The following is a 20,300-nucleotide window of genomic DNA, read 5'->3' on the forward strand; positions in this document are numbered from 1 at the left end:
TCGGCACTGGAGGATCCTGCGTGGTGAAGCGACTTGTCATCGCCGCCGTCGGCGTCGTCGGACTGGTCGTCATCGGTCTCGGCGTGGCCTCGGCGACGGTGTGGAGGGCCGACGACGTGCTCGTCGCCGGAACCTCGGACGGACCTCACACGCTGGTCACGGATCCCGGTGTGCTCGAGCTCGGCGGGGATCCGGTGACCGTGCGCGTGACGGTCCCCGACAAGGGCACGGTGACGCTCGCGGTCGGCCGCGACACGGACGTCAAGGGCTGGATCGGCACCGAGTCGTACGGGCAGGTGACCGGCCTGAAGAGCTGGCACGAGCTCGCCGTCTCCGGTGTCAAGGACACGACGCCCGAGCCGTCGCCGAGTGCGAGCGCAGCGGCCGATGGCGCGGCTGCAGCCCCCGCACCGAGCCCGACGCCGACCTCCGACGCGGCCGCCGTCGTGCCGACGGCTTCGGATCCTGCCGGGTCCGACCTCTGGGTCGTCCAGGCGACGGGCAAGGGTGTGGCGTCGCTCGAGTGGCCGCAGCAGGAGGGCCGCTGGAGCCTGATCGCGGTGAGCACGGGCGCCTCCGCACCCCACCTGACGCTGGCGTGGCCGAGGACGGTCACGACGCCGTGGCTCTGGCCGGCGGTCGTCGTCGGGCTCCTGCTCGTCCTGCTCTCCGTCTGGCTCCTGGTCCGCGACCTGCGTCGGCAGCGCCTGGGTCTCGACGAGGAGTGGCACCCGGTGGAGACGGGTGCGATCCCCACCGTCCTGGCCGAGGACGTCGACGCGATCCCGGTGCTCACCCGTCGCCAGATGCGGGAGGCCGTTGCCGCTCGGGCGGCTCGCCCCGCCGCGCCGCGCACCGGCCAGGTCCGCCAGGTGGCGCCACCGTTGCCGGACACGGAGGTCCGCACGGCCACGACCCCGGTCGACGCGCCACCGACGAGCCGCCGGGCGCTCCGGGCGGGCTCGCCGCAGACGTCCCCGACCGCAGCCGTCCCGACGACGTCGGCCGAGGGCCCTCTCCCGTCTCCCGCGCCCGTCGGCCCGGGGGCCGCCGGATGGACTCCCGCGTCCCCGCGTCCGTCGACCGGTCCGTCGGCACCGGATGCTTCGGCACCGACCGGCGCGGCAACTGGCGGCTCGGCACCGAACGGCGTCACACCCGTGGGCTCGGCGTCCGCCGGCGCCGCGCCCGTGGGAACGGCAGCCTCGACCGATCCCGACGGGCCGCACGGACGCCCGTCGTGGCTCAACCCTGCCGGTTCGACCGCGTCAGGTGCGGGCGCGCGGTCTGCGGGTCCGCCGGCACAGGCGCCGCTCAACGCGCCGACCGGCCGCCCCGGTTCCGGTGATCGCCCGGCCGCGTCGACCAACCCGTCGACCGGAGCCCCCACCGACGCGGCGACAGGCGCCCCGACGGCCCCCACGGCCGACGGCGCGGAGCCGGGCGGCTCACCGGCGCGCGGGGCCGCGGCCTGGGCGACCGTGACCGCGCCGACGCCCGCGGTGTCGTCGACCGATGCTCCCGACCCGCACGCGGGCCGACCGGCGTGGCTGGCGACCACCGCCCACGACGCGCCGCAGGAGACGGCCGGCGGGTCTCGGGCGGACGCCTGGCGCCGCGCGTGGGGTCTGCCACCGACCGAGACACCGTCCCCGCAGCCCCCGACCGAGAGCACCGACGAGACCAGCGAACAGGAGGACGGCCGATGATCCGCCGCCCACGTCGTCGCGCGGCCCTCGTCGCCGGGACCGTCGGCCTCGCCCTGGTCGTCCTGTCCGCCTGCGCCTCGCCACTGCCCCAGCCGGACCCGGCGCCCGTCCCAGCGGTCGCCCCGCCCGCCACGACGATCGGGCAGTCGGACGATGTCCTCACCGACCTGGGTGCGGTCCTGGCGGCCGGCGACGCGGCCCTCGACCCGGCACTCCTCGCCCCGCGCGTCTCGGGTCCGGCGCTCGCGATCCGCTCTGCGGAGTACGTCCGCGCGAAAGCGACGGCCAACGTCAAGCCGCCGACGGTCATCCCGACCAAGGCCCAGGCGCTGATCCTCCCGCAGACCGACACGTGGCCACGGACGCAGCTGGTGGTGACCGAGCAGCCCGACGACCTGCAGGCGCCGCGCATCCTCGTCCTGCAGCAGAGCGCACCGCGCGACCAGTACCACCTGTGGGGCTGGGGCCGCATGGGTCAGGGCATCAAGATGCCGCCGACGGCCGCCCCGGCGACCGGGAGCCCCGTGCTGGCCCCCGACACCGCCAGCCTCAAGGTCGCGCCGGCCGACGTCTTCGCCCAGTACTCCGACGTGCTCGCCAACGGCACGGCCTCCCAGTACAACGCGAGCTTCGCGCCGGACGCGTTCCGGACCGGGATCGAGGCCGCGCGTGCGACGACGGCGGCGGGGGTCGGTTCGGCCGGCACCGCGACGGAGACCTACACGCCCGAGCCGACGCCGCTCACCTCGCTCGCGACGCTGGACGGCGGCGCGATCGTCGTCGGACAGCTCACCACCGTCTCGACCGTCCAGCTCACCGCCGGCGGCACGGTCCGGATCGACGATCCGTTCTACGCCGCGCTCACCGGGAAGTCGTCGGCGTCGAGCAGCTTCATCCGCACGTTCACCGACGTCGTGATCATGTACGTCCCGCCGGCCGGAAGCAGCGCACTCATGCAGGTGCTCGCGGCGGAGCACGCCATCACCACGGTGACCGCCGACTGAGTTTCGGGCAGGCTGTCTCCAGGCCCCGCACACCGACCGACCTCGCACGAAGGATCCACGCCGCATGTCCCAGCCCACCGGACCCCGCCCCCGCCTCGACGTACGCGGCGCGATCGACCTGTCGTCGCTCGCCCGGCCGGCCACGCCGCCGCCCGGCAGTCCGGGAGGCTTGCCCGCGCCGGGCGCCTACGTCGTGGACGTCGACGAGGCGTCCTTCCCGGCGCTCGTGCAGAGCTCCACGACGCACCCGGTCGTGGTCGTGCTGTGGGCGGCGTGGAGCGAGGTCAGCACGGCGGTCGCCGCGGACCTCGCCGCCCTGGCCGACGAGGACGGCGGCCGCTGGCTCCTCGCGCGCATCGACGCCGACGCCAACCCGCAGATCGCCCAGGCCTTCCAGGTCCAGCCCCGCGAGGTGCCGACGGTCGTGGCGGTGCTGGCGGGGCAGCCGCTCCCTCTCTTCCAGGGCGCCTACCCGCGCGACCAGGTGCGCGCGGTGCTCGACCAGGTGCTCGCTGCGGCCGAGGCCAACGGGATCACCGAGCGGGTCGCCCCCGTCGGCGAGGGGCCCGAGGCTCCCGACGCGGAGCCTGAGCCGGAGCTGCCGCCGTTGCACCAGGCCGCGTACGACGCCATCGAGCGAGACGACCTCGATGCCGCACGGGCCGCGTACGAGCAGGCGATCAAGGAGGACCCGCGGGACGGGCTCGCGCGGGCGGGGCTCGCGCAGGTCGGACTGCTCGACCGCACCCGCGACGCAGACCTCCAGGCCGCACGAGCGGCAGCGGCCGCGGACCCGAAGGATCTCGACGCGCAGCTCGTCGTGGCGGACCTGGACATCCTCGGTGGCAAGGTCGACGACGCGTTCGGCCGGCTGATCGACGCGCTGCGGACCACGGTCGGACCGGACCGGGAACGCATCCGGCTTCGTCTCGTGGACCTGTTCGAGGTGATCGGCGGCGACGATCCCCGCGTCGTGGCGGCTCGCCGGGCGATGGCGAACGCGCTGTACTGAGCGTTCCCGCAGGTCAAGGCATGTTTCCGCGTGGTGACCCGCGTCACCCGATCGCGATTTGCCCTCGGGGGGCCTGGCCCGTACTGTTCTCGACGTCGCCCGGCAGGGAGGAACGGACACCGAGGATCGAACCTCGATGGCTGGTCCCCCGGACGACACCCCCGGAAGCTCCGACCGACGATCACATCGCCGGTCATCGTGAGTGTCCGGGACGCGGAGCTCGACTCCTCACCAGACGAACTAACGCTCGGATCGCCCTTCACCGGGAGGCCGGGAGGGAGTTTGACTGGGAGGGCCAACTCCGCTAAGTTAGAACGGTTGCCTCCGGCCAGGTTGAAGGACCTGAATGGATGCGCGTCTGTTCCTTGAGAACTCAACAGTGTGCCAAATAGTCGATGCCATATGGCTTGCTATCGATGATGTCTGCGTCCTTTGGGTGTGGGTGTTTGAGGTGGTGGGTCTTGGTTGAGATGGGTGTCTTTCTTTCACCTCCGTGGGAGGGGGCATCCGAACAGCCGAATTGGATTGGTCGGCCGGGTTGAACCGGTTGGCTGTTTCGTTTTGTCGGTTGCCTTGCTGCTTCGGTGGTGGGGTGCCAGTTGACATTTACGGAGAGTTTGATTCTGGCTCAGGACGAACGCTGGCGGCGTGCTTAACACATGCAAGTCGAACGGTGATGGCCAGCTTGCTGGTCTGATCAGTGGCGAACGGGTGAGTAACACGTGAGCAACCTGCCCTTCACTCTGGAATAACCACCGGAAACGGTGGCTAATACCGGATACGAGACGTACACGCATGTGTCGCGTCTGGAAAGATTTATCGGTGAGGGATGGGCTCGCGGCCTATCAGCTTGTTGGTGGGGTAGTGGCCCACCAAGGCGACGACGGGTAGCCGGCCTGAGAGGGCGACCGGCCACACTGGGACTGAGATACGGCCCAGACTCCTACGGGAGGCAGCAGTGGGGAATATTGCACAATGGGCGCAAGCCTGATGCAGCGACGCCGCGTGGAGGATGACGGCCTTCGGGTTGTAAACTCCTTTCAGCAGGGAAGAAGCGAAAGTGACGGTACCTGCAGAAGAAGCGCCGGCTAACTACGTGCCAGCAGCCGCGGTAATACGTAGGGCGCAAGCGTTGTCCGGAATTATTGGGCGTAAAGAGCTCGTAGGCGGTTTGTCGCGTCTGCTGTGAAAACCTAAGGCTCAACCTTGGGCTTGCAGTGGGTACGGGCAGACTAGAGTGCGGTAGGGGTGACTGGAATTCCTGGTGTAGCGGTGGAATGCGCAGATATCAGGAGGAACACCGATGGCGAAGGCAGGTCACTGGGCCGCAACTGACGCTGAGGAGCGAAAGCATGGGGAGCGAACAGGATTAGATACCCTGGTAGTCCATGCCGTAAACGTTGGGCACTAGGTGTGGGGCTCATTCCACGAGTTCCGTGCCGCAGCAAACGCATTAAGTGCCCCGCCTGGGGAGTACGGCCGCAAGGCTAAAACTCAAAGAAATTGACGGGGGCCCGCACAAGCGGCGGAGCATGCGGATTAATTCGATGCAACGCGAAGAACCTTACCAAGGCTTGACATACACCGGAAAAGTGCAGAGATGTGCTCCCCGTAAGGTCGGTGTACAGGTGGTGCATGGTTGTCGTCAGCTCGTGTCGTGAGATGTTGGGTTAAGTCCCGCAACGAGCGCAACCCTCGTCCCATGTTGCCAGCGGGTTATGCCGGGGACTCATGGGAGACTGCCGGGGTCAACTCGGAGGAAGGTGGGGATGACGTCAAATCATCATGCCCCTTATGTCTTGGGCTTCACGCATGCTACAATGGCCGGTACAAAGGGCTGCGATACCGCGAGGTGGAGCGAATCCCAAAAAGCCGGTCTCAGTTCGGATTGGGGTCTGCAACTCGACCCCATGAAGTCGGAGTCGCTAGTAATCGCAGATCAGCAACGCTGCGGTGAATACGTTCCCGGGCCTTGTACACACCGCCCGTCAAGTCACGAAAGTCGGTAACACCCGAAGCCAGTGGCCCAACTCGTAAGAGAGGGAGCTGTCGAAGGTGGGACTGGCGATTGGGACTAAGTCGTAACAAGGTAGCCGTACCGGAAGGTGCGGCTGGATCACCTCCTTTCTAAGGAGCATCTGGCATCAGGTCGTCCTGTCATGGGGTGGCTGTGGTGTCCAGGCCCGTTGTCCCTGCCGAACGAGTGGGGGACGGTGCTCGAGGGTGGAACATCGACTGTGGCCGGCTCTTCGAGCTGGTGGCGCCTAGTACGCCGCAACCCTTCGGGGTTCGGGTGGGAACGGTGGCTGCTGGGGTTGGGGGTCGGCTGGGCACGCTGTTGGGTCCTGAGGGAACAGCCGGAAGGTTGTTCGTTCAGGGTCGCTACGGATCTGGGTCTGCGCTTGCGAGCGTGGGGCGGGTTCGGGGGACTGCGGGCTGGTACCGCTCGGTCGAACCGCTCAGGCGATCAACGCTGCAAGGTGTTGGTGGTGGGGGTAGGCGCTGGGGTGAGGGTGTCAGTACCGGTCGTAGCTTGAGAACTGCACAGTGGACGCGAGCATCTTTTTGAATGATCTTTGTGGTCAAGTTTATAAGGGCACAGGGTGGATGCCTTGGCACTAGGAGCCGAAGAAGGACGTTGTAGCCTGCGATAAGCCTCGGGGAGTTGGCAAACGAACCGTGATCCGAGGATGTCCGAATGGGGAAACCCCGCACGAGTCATGTCGTGTGACCCGCACCTGAATATATAGGGTGTGTGGAGGGAACGGCGGGAAGTGAAACATCTCAGTACCGCCAGGAAGAGATATTCCGTGAGTAGTGGCGAGCGAAAGCGGATCAGGCCAAACCGTGTACGTGTTCAAGCCGGCAGGCGTTGCGTGCACGGGGTTGTGGGACCTTTCCGTTGGATCTGCCGATCCGACAGGGAGTCAGAAAGTCGCGTCATAGTCGAAGGGCATTGAAAGGCCCGGCACAGAGGGTGTGACCCCCGTAGACGAAATGGCGTGGCCTCCCGAAGGGGATCCCAAGTAGCTCCGGGCCCGAGAAACCTGGAGTGAATCTGCACAGACCACTGTGTAAGCCTAAATACTACCTAGTGACCGATAGCGGACAAGTACCGTGAGGGAAAGGTGAAAAGTACCCCGGGAGGGGAGTGAAATAGTACCTGAAACCGTGTGCCTACAATCCGTTGGAGCCTCCCTAGCAGGGGTGACAGCGTGCCTTTTGAAGAATGAGCCTGCGAGTTAGTGGTACGTGGCGAGGTTAACCCGTGTGGGGAAGCCGTAGCGAAAGCGAGTCCGAATAGGGCGTCTCAGTCGCGTGCTCTAGACCCGAAGCGGAGTGATCTAGCCATGGGCAGGTTGAAGCGCGGGTAAGACCGCGTGGAGGACCGAACCCACCAGGGTTGAAAACCTGGGGGATGACCTGTGGTTAGGGGTGAAAGGCCAATCAAACTCCGTGATAGCTGGTTCTCCCCGAAATGCATTTAGGTGCAGCGTCACGTGTTTCTTGCCGGAGGTAGAGCTACTGGATAGCCGATGGGCCCCACCAGGTTACTGACGTTAGCCAAACTCCGAATGCCGGTAAGCCAGAGCGTGGCAGTGAGACTGCGGGGGATAAGCTCCGTAGTCGAGAGGGAAACAGCCCAGACCACCAGCTAAGGCCCCTAAGCGTATGCTAAGTGGGAAAGGATGTGGAGTTGCACAGACAACCAGGAGGTTGGCTTAGAAGCAGCCACCCTTGAAAGAGTGCGTAATAGCTCACTGGTCAAGTGATTCCGCGCCGACAATGTAGCGGGGCTCAAGTATACCGCCGAAGCTGTGGCATTCACACATCGCTAAGCCTTCGTGGTTCAGGCGTGTGGATGGGTAGGGGAGCGTCGTGTGGGCAGTGAAGTCGCGGGGGAACCCAGCGGTGGAGCCCACACGAGTGAGAATGCAGGCATGAGTAGCGAATGACGGGTGAGAAACCCGTCCGCCGAATGACCAAGGGTTCCAGGGCCAGGCTAATCCGCCCTGGGTAAGTCGGGACCTAAGGCGAGGCCGACAGGCGTAGTCGATGGACAACGGGTTGATATTCCCGTACCGGCGAAGAACCGCCCATACCGAGCCCGGTGATGCTAAACGCCCGAAGCACCGCATCGTCCCTTCGGGGACACCGTGGTGTAGAGCGCGTGACCCGAACCGGTAGTAGGTAAGCGTATTAACAGGGGTGACGCAGGAAGGTAGCCGAGCGTGGCGATGGTAGTCCACGTCTAAGGTCGTAGGGTGAGGTGTAGGCAAATCCGCACCTCGTGAAGCCTGAGAGCTGACAGTGACCGCGAATGCGGGAAATCGGTGATCCTATGCTGCCAAGAAAAGCCTCGACGCGAGGTTCTAGCCGCCCGTACCCCAAACCGACTCAGGTGGTCAGGTAGAGAATACCAAGGCGATCGAGAGAATCGTGGTTAAGGAACTCGGCAAAATGCCCCCGTAACTTCGGGAGAAGGGGGGCCTGAAGCGTGAACCGACTTGCTCGGGGAGCGTGAAGGGCCGCAGAGACCAGGGAGAAGCGACTGTTTACTAAAAACACAGGTCCGTGCGAAGTCGCAAGACGATGTATACGGACTGACGCCTGCCCGGTGCTGGAAGGTTAAGAGGACGGGTCAGCCGCAAGGCGAAGCTCAGAATTTAAGCCCCAGTAAACGGCGGTGGTAACTATAACCATCCTAAGGTAGCGAAATTCCTTGTCGGGTAAGTTCCGACCTGCACGAATGGCGTAACGACTTCTCCGCTGTCTCAACCGCGAACTCGGCGAAATTGCACTACGAGTAAAGATGCTCGTTACGCGCAGCAGGACGGAAAGACCCCGGGACCTTTACTATAGTTTGGTATTGGTGTTCGGTGCGGCTTGTGTAGGATAGGTGGGAGACTGTGAAGCCGGCACGCCAGTGTCGGTGGAGTCAACGTTGAAATACCACTCTGGTCGCTCTGGATATCTAACCTCGGTCCGTGATCCGGACTAGGGACAGTGCCTGATGGGTAGTTTAACTGGGGCGGTTGCCTCCTAAAATGTAACGGAGGCGCTCAAAGGTTCCCTCAGCCTGGTTGGCAATCAGGTGGCGAGTGCAAGTGCACAAGGGAGCTTGACTGTGAGACTGACAGGTCGAGCAGGGACGAAAGTCGGAACTAGTGATCCGGCGGTGGCTTGTGGAAGCGCCGTCGCTCAACGGATAAAAGGTACCCCGGGGATAACAGGCTGATCTTGCCCAAGAGTCCATATCGACGGCATGGTTTGGCACCTCGATGTCGGCTCGTCGCATCCTGGGGCTGGAGTAGGTCCCAAGGGTTGGGCTGTTCGCCCATTAAAGCGGTACGCGAGCTGGGTTTAGAACGTCGTGAGACAGTTCGGTCCCTATCCGCTGCGCGCGCAGGAAACTTGAGAAGGGCTGTCCCTAGTACGAGAGGACCGGGACGGACGAACCTCTGGTGTGCCAGTTGTTCCGCCAGGAGCACGGCTGGTTGGCTACGTTCGGAAGGGATAACCGCTGAAAGCATCTAAGCGGGAAGCCTGCTTCAAGATGAGGTTTCCATGGGGACTTGATCCCCGAGAGGCTCCCAGCTAGACCACTGGGTAGATAGGCCGGATGTGGAAGAGGGGACGAAAGACCCTCGCAGCTGACCGGTACTAATAAGCCGACAACTTCATCACATTCATTCAAGTCAATGTGCTACGCGTCCACTGTGCGGTTCCCGAGAGACGAACGGGAACCCGTTTGACAACTCGACAACGTTACGGCGGTCATAGCGAAGGGGAAACGCCCGGTCCCATTCCGAACCCGGAAGCTAAGCCCTTCAGCGCCGATGGTACTGCACTCGCCAGGGTGTGGGAGAGTAGGACGCCGCCGGACATCATTCAGGAAAGCCACCCCTCCGGGGGTGGCTTTTCCTGTTTCTATGGCGTGTTCATACGGCCGACGGGCCGACGTCGCGCGGCCACTGCCAGCGAGCCGCCTGCCGCCAGCGCAACGAGCAGCCCCGCGCTCAGGCGGAACCATCCTGAGTGCCAGGCGTCCGCGCCATTCGCGTCGCACTGGTCGCTGATCATGCGGCGGGCGGCATCGGACATCTCTCCGCCGTGTATCAGGTAGCTCGAGCCGGGATGGAAGTGCAGAGCGCTGGCGCATCGATCGCCGTTGTCCGCATACGTCGTCGTCGTCCACGTACCGACCGCGCACCCGGCGCCGATGACGATCGCCAGTACGGCCGCGGCACCGAGCGTGACCAGCGCTGCCGTTCCTGAGGTCCGCGAGCGCACGGGGGTGCTGCGTGCGGATGGGCGTGCGTCGGCATCAACGGTGCCGGCTGCGTCGGACCCCTTCCCGCGGGGTGTCAGTCGGCGGCCTCGAAGACGACGACGCCGAGCGGGGGGACGCGGATCGAGGCGGATGCCGGGCGGCCGTAGTGCTCGACGTCCTCGGCCTGGATCTGGCCGAGGTTGCCGACTCCCGATCCGCCGTAGGCGACGGAGTCCGAGTTGTAGATCTCTCGCCAGGTTCCGCTCTTGGGCAGCGCCAGCAGGTATTCCTCGTGCGGGATGCCCGCGAAGTTGACGACGACCGCGACCGGTGGGACGCCGACCCCCTTACGCAGATAGGCGAGGGTGTTGCGGAACGCGTCGTCGGAGTCGATCCACTCGAACCCGTCGGGGCTGTGGTCGAGCTGCCAGAGCGCCGGTGTCTCGCGGTAGACGCGGTTCAGGTCCGTGACGGACTGCATGACGCCCTGATGGGCGGGGTCGTTCAGCGCGTGCCAGTCGAGGGAGCGCGACTCCGCCCACTCGGTCTGCTGCGCGAACTCGCTGCCCATGAAGAGCAGCTGCTTGCCGGGATGCGTCCACTGGTACCCGAGCAGGAGGCGGACGCCGGCGAGCTTCTGCCAGTGGTCCCCGGGCATCCGCTCGTACAGCGAGCCCTTGCCGTGCACCACCTCGTCGTGGCTGATGGGCAGGACGAACCGCTCCGAGTAGGCGTAGACCATCGAGAAGGTGATCTCGTTGTGGTGGTAGCGGCGGTGGATCGGCTGCTCGGTCAGGTACCGGAGCGTGTCGTTCATCCAGCCCATGTTCCACTTCAGGCCGAAGCCGAGGCCGTTGCCGTCGGTCGGGGCCGTGACGCCGGGCCAGGCCGTCGACTCCTCGGCGATCATCATGATGCCGGGGGTCCGCCGGTAGGCCGTGGCGTTGGCCTCCTGGAGGAACGAGATGGCGTCCAGGTTCTCGCGGCCGCCGTACTGGTTGGGCCGCCACTGCCCGGGCTTGCGGGAGTAGTCCAGGTAGAGCATCGACGCGACGGCGTCGACGCGCAGCCCGTCGACGTGGAACTCCTCGAGCCAGAACGTCGCGTTGGCGACGAGGAAGTTGCGCACCTCGGACCGGCCGAAGTTGAACACGTACGTGCCCCAGTCGGGGTGCTCGCCCAGCAGGGGGTCCGGGTGCTCGTAGAGCGCGGTGCCGTCGAACTGGGCCAGCGACCACTCGTCCTTGGGGAAGTGCGCGGGGACCCAGTCGACGATGACGCCGATGCCGGCGCGGTGCAGGGTGTCGACGAGGTAGCGGAAGTCGTCCGGGTGGCCGAACCGGGAGGTCGGCGCGAAGTAGGACGACACCTGGTAGCCCCACGAGCCCCCGAACGGGTGCTCCGCGACGGGCAGCAGCTCGATGTGCGTGAAGCCGAGGGCCAGGACGTGCTCGGTGAGCTGGTGTGCGAGGTCGCGGTAGGACAGGCCGACGCGCCAGGAGCCGAGGTGGACCTCGTAGACGCTGATCGGTGCGGTGTGCGGGTCGCGTGTGGTGCGCGCGTTGATCCAGTCCTGGTCGCTCCAGGCGAAGCCCTCCTCGATGACGACGGACGCCGTCGCGGGGGGGACCTCGGTGCCGCGAGCCAGGGGATCGGCCTTCTGCCGCCAGGAGCCGTCCTGGCCGAGGATCTCGAACTTGTACCGGGCTCCCGCGCGGACGCCGGGCGCGAAGATCTCCCAGACGCCGCTGTCGCCCAGCGAGCGCATCGCGTGCGACGCGCCCTGCCAGTAGTTGAAGTCGCCGACCACGCGCACGGCGCGGGCGTTCGGGGCCCAGACGGCGAAGGACGTGCCGCTGACCTCGCCCAGCTCGCCGGGGTAGCTGCGCACGTTGGCGCCGAGGACGGTCCACAGGGTCTCGTGGCGACCCTCGCGCACCAGGTGGCGGTCGAGCTCCTGCACGGTGGGCAGGAATCGATAGGGGTCGTCGGCGACCGTCGTGAGGGCGTTGTAGGTGACCTCGAGCCGGTAGTCGGGCACATCGGCGACGGGCAGCACCGCGACCCAGATGCCGTCCTGCTCGTGCCGGGCGGGAATCCGACCGGTGGCTGTGACCACGACGACCGCGTCCGCGAGGGGGCGCAGCGTGCGGATGGTGATGCCACTGCCGCCGGCGTGCGGGCCCAGGACGTCATGAGGCGCGTAGGACACGCCATAGGCGACGTTGCGCAGCACGTCTGTGTCGACAGGGACCGGGGACGGTGCGGCCGGGCTCATCCCCCTACCCAACCACCCGGAGGACGTTTGCGCAGGTCTGTAGCCTGGGTTACCTGTGCCACAGCTAAGCGGTCAACGGCGCGCGGGCGGTCGAGCGGCGCGCCTGCAGACGGGGCAGCGGGGCCATGTACGCCGTGACGGGCCCTCCCGCGAGCATGTTGAGCAGGCAGTCCGCCACCTGCATGCCCATCGCCTGCACGTCCAGACTCATCGCGGAGACGGTCGGGTTGGCCAACCGGCACAACGCCGAGTCGTCCCACGCCAGGAGAGAGAGCTGGTCGGGGACGGTGACACCCATCTCCGCGGCGACGCCGACCGCGGAGACGGCCATGACGTCGTTGTCGAAGACGATCGCCGTCGGGTTGGCGCCCCGGCCCAGCAGTGCACGGGTGGACCGCTCGCCCGACGTGTCGGTGTAGTCGCCCTCGACGATCGTCCCGTCGACGCCGAACCGTTCGCACTCCTCGACGAAGGCCTCGCTGCGCAGCCGCGTGTGCTCGAACTGCGCCGGACCGCTGACCCGCGCCAGCCGGCGGTGGCCCAGGTCGACCAGGTAGCCGACGGCGTCGCGCATGGCCTGGGCGTCGTCGATCCAGACGTTGGAGAAGCCGAACCCGCTGCGGGGTCCGCCGACCACCACGGCGGGCAGGCCGAGCTCGGTGACGACGCCGAGCCGCGGGTCGTGCTCGGTGAGGTTGACGATGACGACGGCGTCGACCATGCCACCCGCCGACCACCGTCGGTACGCGGCGATCTCGGCGTCCATGTCCTTGACCACGTGCAGCAGCAGCGACCGGCCGTCGGTGGCCAGCACCTCCTCCATGCCCGCGATGAGCTCCATGAAGAACGGCTCGAGGCCGAGCATCCGCGCCGGCCGTGCGAGCACCAGCCCGACAGCGTCGGCGCGATGCGTCATGCGCGCGAGCCTAGTGGTTGGCGCGGGCCGCTTCACGAGCCTCGACGCCTCACGAGGCGGGTGCCCGGGTGCGCGAGACCTCGTTGGCGGAGCGGAGCACGGGGGTGCGGACCAGCGCGTCGGCCAGGTCGGTGCGCGTCGAGCGGACGTGCACCGTCGTGGAGGCGCCGGCCGGGAGGGTCACCAGCGACTCGTCGACGCAGGCGTCGGGGTCTGCGCGGTCCGCCAGCAGCGTCACGTCGCGGGCCAGCGACGTCGCGGTCAGCGTCACCAGGTACCCGTCGGCCACCCGCTCGACGCTCGTGCGGACCGGGGAGGGCGCGAGGTCGAGCTCGACGTCGTCCAACCACGTGTGTGCGGTCCGGACGTCGCCCAGCTCGGCGACGAGGACCTCGCCGCGCGGGTCGACCGGGGTGCGCAGGTCGACCGGCAGGTTGAGGGTCTCGACCGAGCGGGCCGGTGCGTCGAGCACCAGGACGGTCTCGGCCAGGACGGTTCCGTCGAACCGTTCGCGCCGCACCGCGACCGGGCCGACCCACCGCTCGTCGGAGTCGTTGACGGCAGCCAGCACCTCGAGCTCGTCGCGCACCTGCACGGTCAGGATCCGGTCGGCGAAGGAGGCGCGCAACGCGTGCCACAGCGGCTTGCGACGCTCGTCGCCGTCCACCGCGGCCCACGACGTGACGGGCCAGCAGTCGTTGAGCTGCCAGACGATCGCGCCGGCCGTGCGCGGCCACCACGAGCGGTAGTGGGTCACGGCGTGGGCGACCGCGCGAGCCTGGTTGAGCTGGGTGGCCCAGTGCCAGTCGGAGAAGTCAGCAGGCACGCCGAGGTGGGGGGCCATGCCGCGGTCGAGCTTTCCGTTGCCGTCGTCGGCCTTCTGGTGCAGCAGGAAGACGGCGTCCTCCTTCTCGAGCGGCGCGCCGTCGGCGTTGCGGACCGCGCGCTCCAGCGTCGACCAGGCGGGCGGCCCCTGGAAGCCGAACTCGGAGCAGAAGCGGGGGATGTCCGCGCGGTAGGCGGTGTAGTCGACGCGGTTCCACACCTCCCACTCGTGGTGCGTGCCGTGGTCCGGGTCGTTCGGGTGGACGCCCGCCGGGGACGACGGGCTGCCCGGGGTGTAGGGCCGCGTGGGGTCGAGCTCCGCGACGATCGACGGGAACAGGTCGTGGTAGTAGCCGGCACCCCAGGAACGACCCTCGAGCGAGTCCTGCCAGCCCCAGTCCTCGAAGCCCCAGAGGTTCTCGTTGCCGCCGTTCCAGATCACGAGCGACGGGTGGGCACTCAGGCGGGTGACGTGCTCGCGGGCCTCGGCCTCGAACTCGCTGCGGTGGGGCTCCTCCTCGGGGTAGGCCGCGCAGGCGAGCGGGAAGTCCTGCCAGACCATGATCCCGGCCTCGTCGCAGACGTCGTAGAAGTCCTCGGACTCGTACACGCCTCCGCCCCAGACGCGCAGGAGGTTGAGGTGGGCCCCGACGGCCTGGTCGATCCGGCGGTTCAGGCGCTCGCGGGTGATGCGGGTGAGCAGGTGGTCGTCGGGGATCCAGTTGGCGCCGCGCACGAACACGGGCTTGCCGTTGATCCGGAGCACGAACGCCGAGCCGTGCTCGTCGGCCGACGTGTCCAGGTCGACGGTGCGCAGGCCGATGCGGCGGTGCCAGCCGTCGAGCCGCTCGCCGGCGACGGTCAGCTCGACGTCGGTCTCGTACAGCGGCTGCGCGCCGTGGCCGACCGGCCACCAGAGCGCGGCGTCGGGGATCGTCACGTCGAGGACGGCCGAGGTCGCGCCCGCCGCGAGCGCGCCGGTCGCGACGACGTCGCCCACGCGGACGCGCAGGTCCACCGGCAGCTCGTCGAGACCCGAACGTTCGACGTCCACGTGGACCGCGACGCGCGCCGTCGACCCGGCGACGGTCACCAGCGGCCGGACCGAGGCGATGCGCGCGGTCCGCCACCGCTGGATCGACGCGGGCTTCCACAGGCCCGCCGTCTGCAGGTCGGGGCCCCAGTCCCAGCCGAAGCTGCAGGCCATCTTGCGGACCATGTTCAGCGGGGCGGGGTAGGCGCCGGGGCGGCCTCCGATCCGCAGGGCCTCCTGCTCGGCGTGGGTCAGGGCGGAGGCGAGGTCGACGACGAGGTCGGTCTCGCCGGTGGCCAGGGCGCGCACGTCGAACCGATAGCTGCGGTGCATGTTCGCGGTGCGGGCGACCTCGACACCGCCGAGCGTGATCGTCGCGACCGTGTCCAGACCCTCGAGCACGAGGTCCACGCGCTCGTCGTCGGCGGCGGGCTCGATCGTCAGCGGGCGCTCGTAGCGCCAGTCGACCCGGTGCATCCATGCGAGCTCCGTCTCGGCGAGATCCACGTACGGGTTGACGATCAGGCCCGCGGTCAGCAGGTCGGTGTGCACCGTGCCGGGCACGTGCGCGGGCACGACCTGGCCGGCGATGCTCTCGGGCACGGGACCGGACACGGCGCGCAGCGTCCAGCCCTGGTCGAGGGTGGTGATGACCATGAAGAAGGCTCCTAGAGGGTTACTTGACCGCGCCCGCGGACAGGCCGTTGTAGATGAACCGCTGCAGCAGCAGGAAGACGACCAGCGTCGGGACGATCACGATGATCGCGCCGGCCGACAGCACCTCCCACTGGGTGCCGAACGGTCCTTTGAACCGGAAGAGGGACGTGGACACGACGCCGAGCTGCTGCGACGGCATGTAGAGGAACGGGATGTAGAACTCGTTGTAGATCGCGATGCCCTTGATGATCACGACGGTGGCGATCGCGGGCTTCAGCAACGGGAAGATCACCCGGCGGTAGATGGTGAAGTGGTTGGCGCCGTCGAGCGTGGCAGCCTCGTCGAGCGACACCGGGATCGAGCGCATGAACTGCACGAAGATGTAGATCGAGACGATGTCGGTGCCCATGAACAGCGCGATCGGGGCGAGCCGCGTGTTGTAGAGGCCGAGGGTGTTGACCACCTGGAAGGTGGCCACCTGGGTGGTCACGGCCGGCACCAGCGTCGCGAGCAGGAACAGCGCGACGATGGCCTTCTTGAACCGGAACTCGAAGCGGTCGATCGCGTACGCCGCCATGGTCCCGATGACGATCGTCCCGGCCACCGAGACGACGAGGATGATCGTGGTGTTCAGGAACGCGGTGGCCATGTGCGCCTTGGTGAACGCTTCGCCGAAGTTGGCGAACGTGACGTGCTTGGGAAACGCCAGCGGACTGCTCGTCGCGTAGTCCTGGGCCGTCTTCAGGGACGTCAGCAGGATGACGACCAGGGGGATGAGCGCGGCCGCACAGGCCAGCACGAGGCTGGTGTACTTGCCGGTCCCGGCGAGCGCCGACTTCATGTCAGGTCCACCTTGTCGTCGGGCACCAGCACGCGTTGCAGCCAGGTGATCAGCAGGATGAGGACCAGCAGGATCACCGCCATGGCCGAGGCGAGACCGACCTTGTTGAAGTTGAACGCCGTCTTGATCGTCTGGATGACGAAGGTGGCCGACCCGTTGGCGCCGTCGAGCATGACGAACGGGATCTCGAAGACCCCGAGGCTGCCCGCGATCGCGAGGATGAACGACAGGCTGATGATCGGCTTGATGCCCGGCGCGATGATGTGCCGGAACATGTGCCAGCGGTTGGCGCCGTCCAGCTCGGCCGCCTCGTAGATGCCGCTCGGGATCGACTGGATCGCCCCGAGGAAGAGCACGAAGTTCAGGCCCAGGTACCGCCAGACCGACGTGCTGGCCAGCGAGTAGTTGACGAGGTGCGGGTTGCCGAGCCACTGCGGCGTCGAGCCGATCCCCACCGCGTCCAGGAGCGAGTTGAGCGTGCCGCCCGGGCGGAAGAAGTACAGGAACACGAACGAGACAGCGACGCCGTTGATCAGGTTGGGGAAGAAGATGATCCCCTTGAACAGGCTCTTGAACCGGGTGCTGAAGCTCAGGATCGTCGCGAAGTACAGCGCCAGCGCGATCTGCACGACCGAGGCGACGATGTAGTAGAGGCTGACGACGAAGACCTTGAACAGCTCGGGCCGCGTGAAGAACTCGACGTAGTTGTGCAGCCCGACGAAGTTCTTCGTGGTGCTGAGGCCGTTCCAGTCGGTGACCGAGTACCAGAACATGTTCAGCACGGGGATGTACGTGAACACGACCAGGAAGAGGATCGGCGTGATCAGGAACAGCCACGGCGTGATCCGCCAGCCGTGCGACGTCTGCTTGGCCTGCCGTTCCTGACGCAGCGTGAGGCGCGGACGCCGGGATGTCGTCGGCGGGGGTGCGTCGACCACCGGGCTCGTACCGGTCATGGGGACTCCTCGGGTGGGGCGAGCGGACGGAGGGCCGGGCGGCGCGAGGGGACGCGCCGCCCGGCGGTTCTCAGCTGGCGCTGGCCCACTTCGAGTCGAGCTGCTGGAAGATCTGGTCCTTGTTCTGCCCCGAGGCCCCGCGGGCGGCGTCGATGAGCTCGCGGTAGTAGTCCGGCTGGTCGATGCCGACCTCGCTGGCCTTGCTGCGGTCCGACAGCTCCGGCGACGGAGTCATCTCGAGATACTGCACCCCGGTGGCCTCGAAGTCCTTGAGGTTGTCCGACGGGGGCGCGTCCTTGACGGTCGGCAGGCCGCCGGCCACCTGGTAGAAGCCCGAGTCGTCGATGAACCAGTTGAACCACGCACGCGCGGCGGCCTTGTGCTTCGAGTGGATGTTGATCGCGAGCTGACGGTCGCCGCCCACCGGGGAGTGCAGCTTGCCGTCGACCTCGACCGGCGCCGGCATGAAGCCGATGTCGGCCGGGTCGGTGCCCGCGGTCTTGGCGGCGTCCTGCATCTGCGGGACCGCCCAGGAGCCGAGCACCATGGTGCCGATCTTGCCGGTGGCCAGGAGGTTCTTGGAGTCCTCCCAGTTCGTCGTCGTCGGGTCGGCCTCGATCAGGCCGGCGGCTGCGACGTCGTAGAGCAGCGAGTCGACCTCGTACTTCTCCTGGCCCTTGGTCCACGGCGCGTCGTCCTTGGCCATCTTGACCAGCGCGTCCTTGTCGCCCGTGTAGGCCCCCATGAGGCCCTGCGGCCAGGTGAGCGGCCAGCCGTCCTTGTAGTTGGTGTAGAGCGGCACGGCGTCGGTCTTGGCCTTGATCGCCTTGAGGTCGGTCATGAACTCGTCGGTCGACGTCGGCTCGGCGGTGATGCCCGCGTCACGGAAGACCTTCTTGTTGTAGACGATCCCGTTCGCGTTGCCGAACGTGGCGAGAGCGTAGACCTTGCCGCCGTTGGCCTGCTCGTTGACGAAGCGGTACTTGGTGCCCAGCTGGTCGGTGGTGCCCAGCGGCTCGAAGAACGAGGACAGGTCGGCGTTCGCGACACCCGTCGGCAGGATGAGGACGTCGCCGTAGTCGTCGGTGTTCATGCGGGTCTTGACCTCACCGTCGTAGTCGGTGATGGCCTCGAACGTGACCTTGACGTCGGGGTACTTGGCCTCGAACGTCTTCTTGTAGTCCGCGAACGTGGTGTCGACCAGGTCCGTCCGGTTGGTCAGGACGGTGATATCGCCGGACGGTGCGCCGCTGTCGGCGGACGAGGCGTCGGCGCTGCCGGACCCGCTCGAGCAGGCAGCAGTCAGGGCGATGAGCGAGGCAGCGGCCGTGGCGGCCAGGATCTGCCGGCGTCGGATGCGGGACATCGATGTTCCTCTTCACTGGACGGCACGTCGGCGTGCCGGCTCATGGGGGAGGTGCGCCCGGGGGTTCGGCGCTGCTCCTTGCGACATTCTTAGATAGATGAATAAAGTAAGTCAAGAGCGCGTGGCGAAACCGATGTCCGCGCCTCGACAACTACCGTGGGGCGCGTGTCGCGACCCGGGGTCAGAGGAGGATCCTTGAGCCACCCCGCGTCCGTGGGCGCACCGCATGCCACCAGTCGCGCCGCGCTGCTCGACGTCATCCGCGCCGCCGGGCAGATCAGCAGGGTGGATCTCGCTCGGGAGACCGGCCTCACGGGAGCGACCGTGTCCACCGTGGTCCGTCGTCTGATCGACGACGGACTCGTGACGGAGGTCGGCCGAGCTGAGTCGACGGGCGGGAAGCCCGCCGTGCTCCTCTCGCTGCAGCCGGAGGCGCGGTACGCCGTCGGAGTGCACCTCGACCACGGGGGGATCACCTACGTCATCGCCGATCTCGGCGGAGCCGTGGTCAGCCGGTGGCGTCGCCCTGGGGCGGGCGCCGACGCGCCCGGCGCGGTGGTCGAACGCGTCGCGTCCGAGCTGCGCACGCTGGTGTCGCAGGCGGGCATCGAACCTGACCGCATCCTCGGCCTCGGCGTCGTGTCGCCGGGCCCGATCACGCAGGCCACCGGAGTCGCACTGACGCCGCCGGTCATGCAGGCGTGGACGGACTTCCCGCTCGCCGACGCGTTGCAGGCGGCGACGGGTCTGCCGGCACTGCTCGAGAACGACGCGACGGCGGCCGCAGTCGGCGAGTACTGGGGCGGCCAGATCGAGGCGTCGAGCTGCTTCGCCGCGCTCTACATGGGCACCGGCGTCGGGTCCGGGATCATCGCCAACGGTGACGTGTTCCGGGGGTCGAGCGGCAACACGGGCGAGATCGGCCACATCTGCCTCGACGTCGACGGTCCGCCGTGCTGGTGCGGCGGCGTCGGCTGCGTCGAGGTTCTGGCGGGGCCGGCGGCCGTCGTCTCCGAGGCGCGCGCCGCGGGTATCGATCTGCCCGGGGTGGGGATCGCCGAGGACTTCGCCGCGCTCTCGCGGGCGGCGATGCGCGAGGACGGACCGGCCCGCGACATCGTCCAGCGCTCGGCCCGCTACCTCGCCGTCGCTGCCCAGACGCTGGCCAACGTCCTCGACCTCGACCTGATCGTCCTGACGGGGCCGTCGTTCGCGATCGCAGGCTCGTTGTACGTCCCGGTCATCCGCGACCAGCTGGCCCGCACGTTCTTCGGGCGCGCGAGCCACGCCGTCGACGTCGTGATCTCCCCGCACGCTTCCGAAGCGGCCGCCATCGGTGGCGCCGCCCTGGTGCTCCAGAGCGAGCTCGCTCCCCGGCACTCCTTCCAGCGGGCAGCCGGCGCTCCGGCGCGGCTCGCCTGAACCACCC

11 protein-coding genes and 3 rRNA genes are annotated in these 20,300 nt (G+C 67.5%); 7 read left to right on the top strand and 7 right to left on the bottom strand.

What is annotated here, in order from left to right:
• Positions 1 to 20: 20 nt before the first annotated feature.
• From ACPPVS_RS04175 to rrf, 6 genes are all read left to right on the top strand, one after another.
• Positions 21 to 1,709 (top strand): hypothetical protein, encoded by a 1,689-nt coding sequence (locus tag ACPPVS_RS04175; protein ID WP_426594735.1) that lies wholly within the window; start codon positions 21 to 23, stop codon positions 1,707 to 1,709.
• A complete protein-coding gene (locus ACPPVS_RS04180) occupies positions 1,706 to 2,713 on the top strand; it encodes a hypothetical protein (protein ID WP_426594736.1) in 1,008 nt (335 codons plus the stop codon). Before ACPPVS_RS04175 ends, ACPPVS_RS04180 begins: the two co-directional genes overlap by 4 nt.
• Before the next feature lie 64 nt (positions 2,714 to 2,777).
• Positions 2,778 to 3,725 carry a co-chaperone YbbN gene (locus tag ACPPVS_RS04185; protein ID WP_426594737.1) on the top strand — a complete coding sequence of 316 codons (948 nt, stop codon included), beginning with the start codon at positions 2,778 to 2,780 and terminating at the stop codon, positions 3,723 to 3,725.
• A 605-nt stretch (positions 3,726 to 4,330) separates the two neighbouring features.
• Positions 4,331 to 5,852 (top strand): 16S ribosomal RNA (locus ACPPVS_RS04190).
• A gap of 453 nt (positions 5,853 to 6,305) precedes the next feature.
• Positions 6,306 to 9,413 (top strand): 23S ribosomal RNA (locus ACPPVS_RS04195).
• 82 nt (positions 9,414 to 9,495) lie between these two features.
• Positions 9,496 to 9,612, top strand: a 5S ribosomal RNA gene (gene rrf / locus ACPPVS_RS04200).
• The 16S, 23S and 5S rRNA genes sit together here, the layout of an rRNA operon.
• A gap of 44 nt (positions 9,613 to 9,656) precedes the next feature.
• Here the strand turns inward: rrf and ACPPVS_RS04205 are convergent.
• The 7 genes from ACPPVS_RS04205 to ACPPVS_RS04235 form a co-directional block, all read right to left on the bottom strand.
• Positions 9,657 to 10,019, bottom strand: coding sequence for a hypothetical protein (locus ACPPVS_RS04205; protein ID WP_426594738.1), 363 nt, complete (start codon positions 10,017 to 10,019; stop codon positions 9,657 to 9,659).
• 74 nt (positions 10,020 to 10,093) lie between these two features.
• Positions 10,094 to 12,277 carry a 1,4-alpha-glucan branching protein GlgB gene (gene glgB, locus ACPPVS_RS04210; protein ID WP_426594739.1) on the bottom strand — a complete coding sequence of 728 codons (2,184 nt, stop codon included), beginning with the start codon at positions 12,275 to 12,277 and terminating at the stop codon, positions 10,094 to 10,096.
• A gap of 64 nt (positions 12,278 to 12,341) precedes the next feature.
• On the bottom strand, positions 12,342 to 13,193 hold the full coding sequence (locus ACPPVS_RS04215; protein ID WP_426594740.1) for a LacI family DNA-binding transcriptional regulator: 852 nt from the start codon (positions 13,191 to 13,193) through the stop codon (positions 12,342 to 12,344).
• Between the two features lie 49 nt (positions 13,194 to 13,242).
• Entirely contained in the window at positions 13,243 to 15,708 is a 2,466-nt protein-coding gene (locus ACPPVS_RS04220) for a glycoside hydrolase family 2 protein (RefSeq protein ID WP_426594741.1), read from the bottom strand.
• Between the two features lie 19 nt (positions 15,709 to 15,727).
• On the bottom strand, positions 15,728 to 16,549 hold the full coding sequence (locus ACPPVS_RS04225; protein ID WP_426594742.1) for a carbohydrate ABC transporter permease: 822 nt from the start codon (positions 16,547 to 16,549) through the stop codon (positions 15,728 to 15,730).
• The gene (locus tag ACPPVS_RS04230) at positions 16,546 to 17,505 is read right to left on the bottom strand and encodes a carbohydrate ABC transporter permease (RefSeq protein WP_426594743.1); all 960 of its coding nucleotides are present in this window, start codon (positions 17,503 to 17,505) and stop codon (positions 16,546 to 16,548) included. Before ACPPVS_RS04230 ends, ACPPVS_RS04225 begins: the two co-directional genes overlap by 4 nt.
• Positions 17,506 to 17,575: 70 nt before the next feature.
• On the bottom strand, positions 17,576 to 18,871 hold the full coding sequence (locus ACPPVS_RS04235) for an ABC transporter substrate-binding protein (RefSeq protein ID WP_426594744.1): 1,296 nt from the start codon (positions 18,869 to 18,871) through the stop codon (positions 17,576 to 17,578).
• 195 nt (positions 18,872 to 19,066) lie between these two features.
• On the opposite strand from ACPPVS_RS04235, the gene ACPPVS_RS04240 reads away from it, so the two are divergent.
• A complete protein-coding gene (locus ACPPVS_RS04240; RefSeq protein WP_426594745.1) occupies positions 19,067 to 20,293 on the top strand; it encodes an ROK family protein in 1,227 nt (408 codons plus the stop codon).
• Positions 20,294 to 20,300 lie beyond the last annotated feature (7 nt).

This window comes from Cellulomonas sp. McL0617, from assembly GCF_049994875.1.
Lineage (GTDB): Bacteria > Actinomycetota > Actinomycetes > Actinomycetales > Cellulomonadaceae > Cellulomonas.

Excerpts from the sequence above, each read along its gene's own strand:
- glgB (WP_426594739.1), bottom strand. The coding sequence starts at position 12,277 with ATGAGCCCGGCCGCACCGTCCCCGGTCCCTGTCGACACAGACGTGCTG.
- ACPPVS_RS04235 (WP_426594744.1), bottom strand. The coding sequence starts at position 18,871 with ATGTCCCGCATCCGACGCCGGCAGATCCTGGCCGCCACGGCCGCTGCC.
- ACPPVS_RS04225 (WP_426594742.1), bottom strand. The coding sequence starts at position 16,549 with ATGAAGTCGGCGCTCGCCGGGACCGGCAAGTACACCAGCCTCGTGCTG.
- ACPPVS_RS04180 (WP_426594736.1), top strand. The coding sequence starts at position 1,706 with ATGATCCGCCGCCCACGTCGTCGCGCGGCCCTCGTCGCCGGGACCGTC.
- ACPPVS_RS04185 (WP_426594737.1), top strand. The coding sequence starts at position 2,778 with ATGTCCCAGCCCACCGGACCCCGCCCCCGCCTCGACGTACGCGGCGCG.
- ACPPVS_RS04215 (WP_426594740.1), bottom strand. The coding sequence starts at position 13,193 with ATGACGCATCGCGCCGACGCTGTCGGGCTGGTGCTCGCACGGCCGGCG.
- ACPPVS_RS04230 (WP_426594743.1), bottom strand. The coding sequence starts at position 17,505 with ATGACCGGTACGAGCCCGGTGGTCGACGCACCCCCGCCGACGACATCC.
- ACPPVS_RS04220 (WP_426594741.1), bottom strand. The coding sequence starts at position 15,708 with ATGGTCATCACCACCCTCGACCAGGGCTGGACGCTGCGCGCCGTGTCC.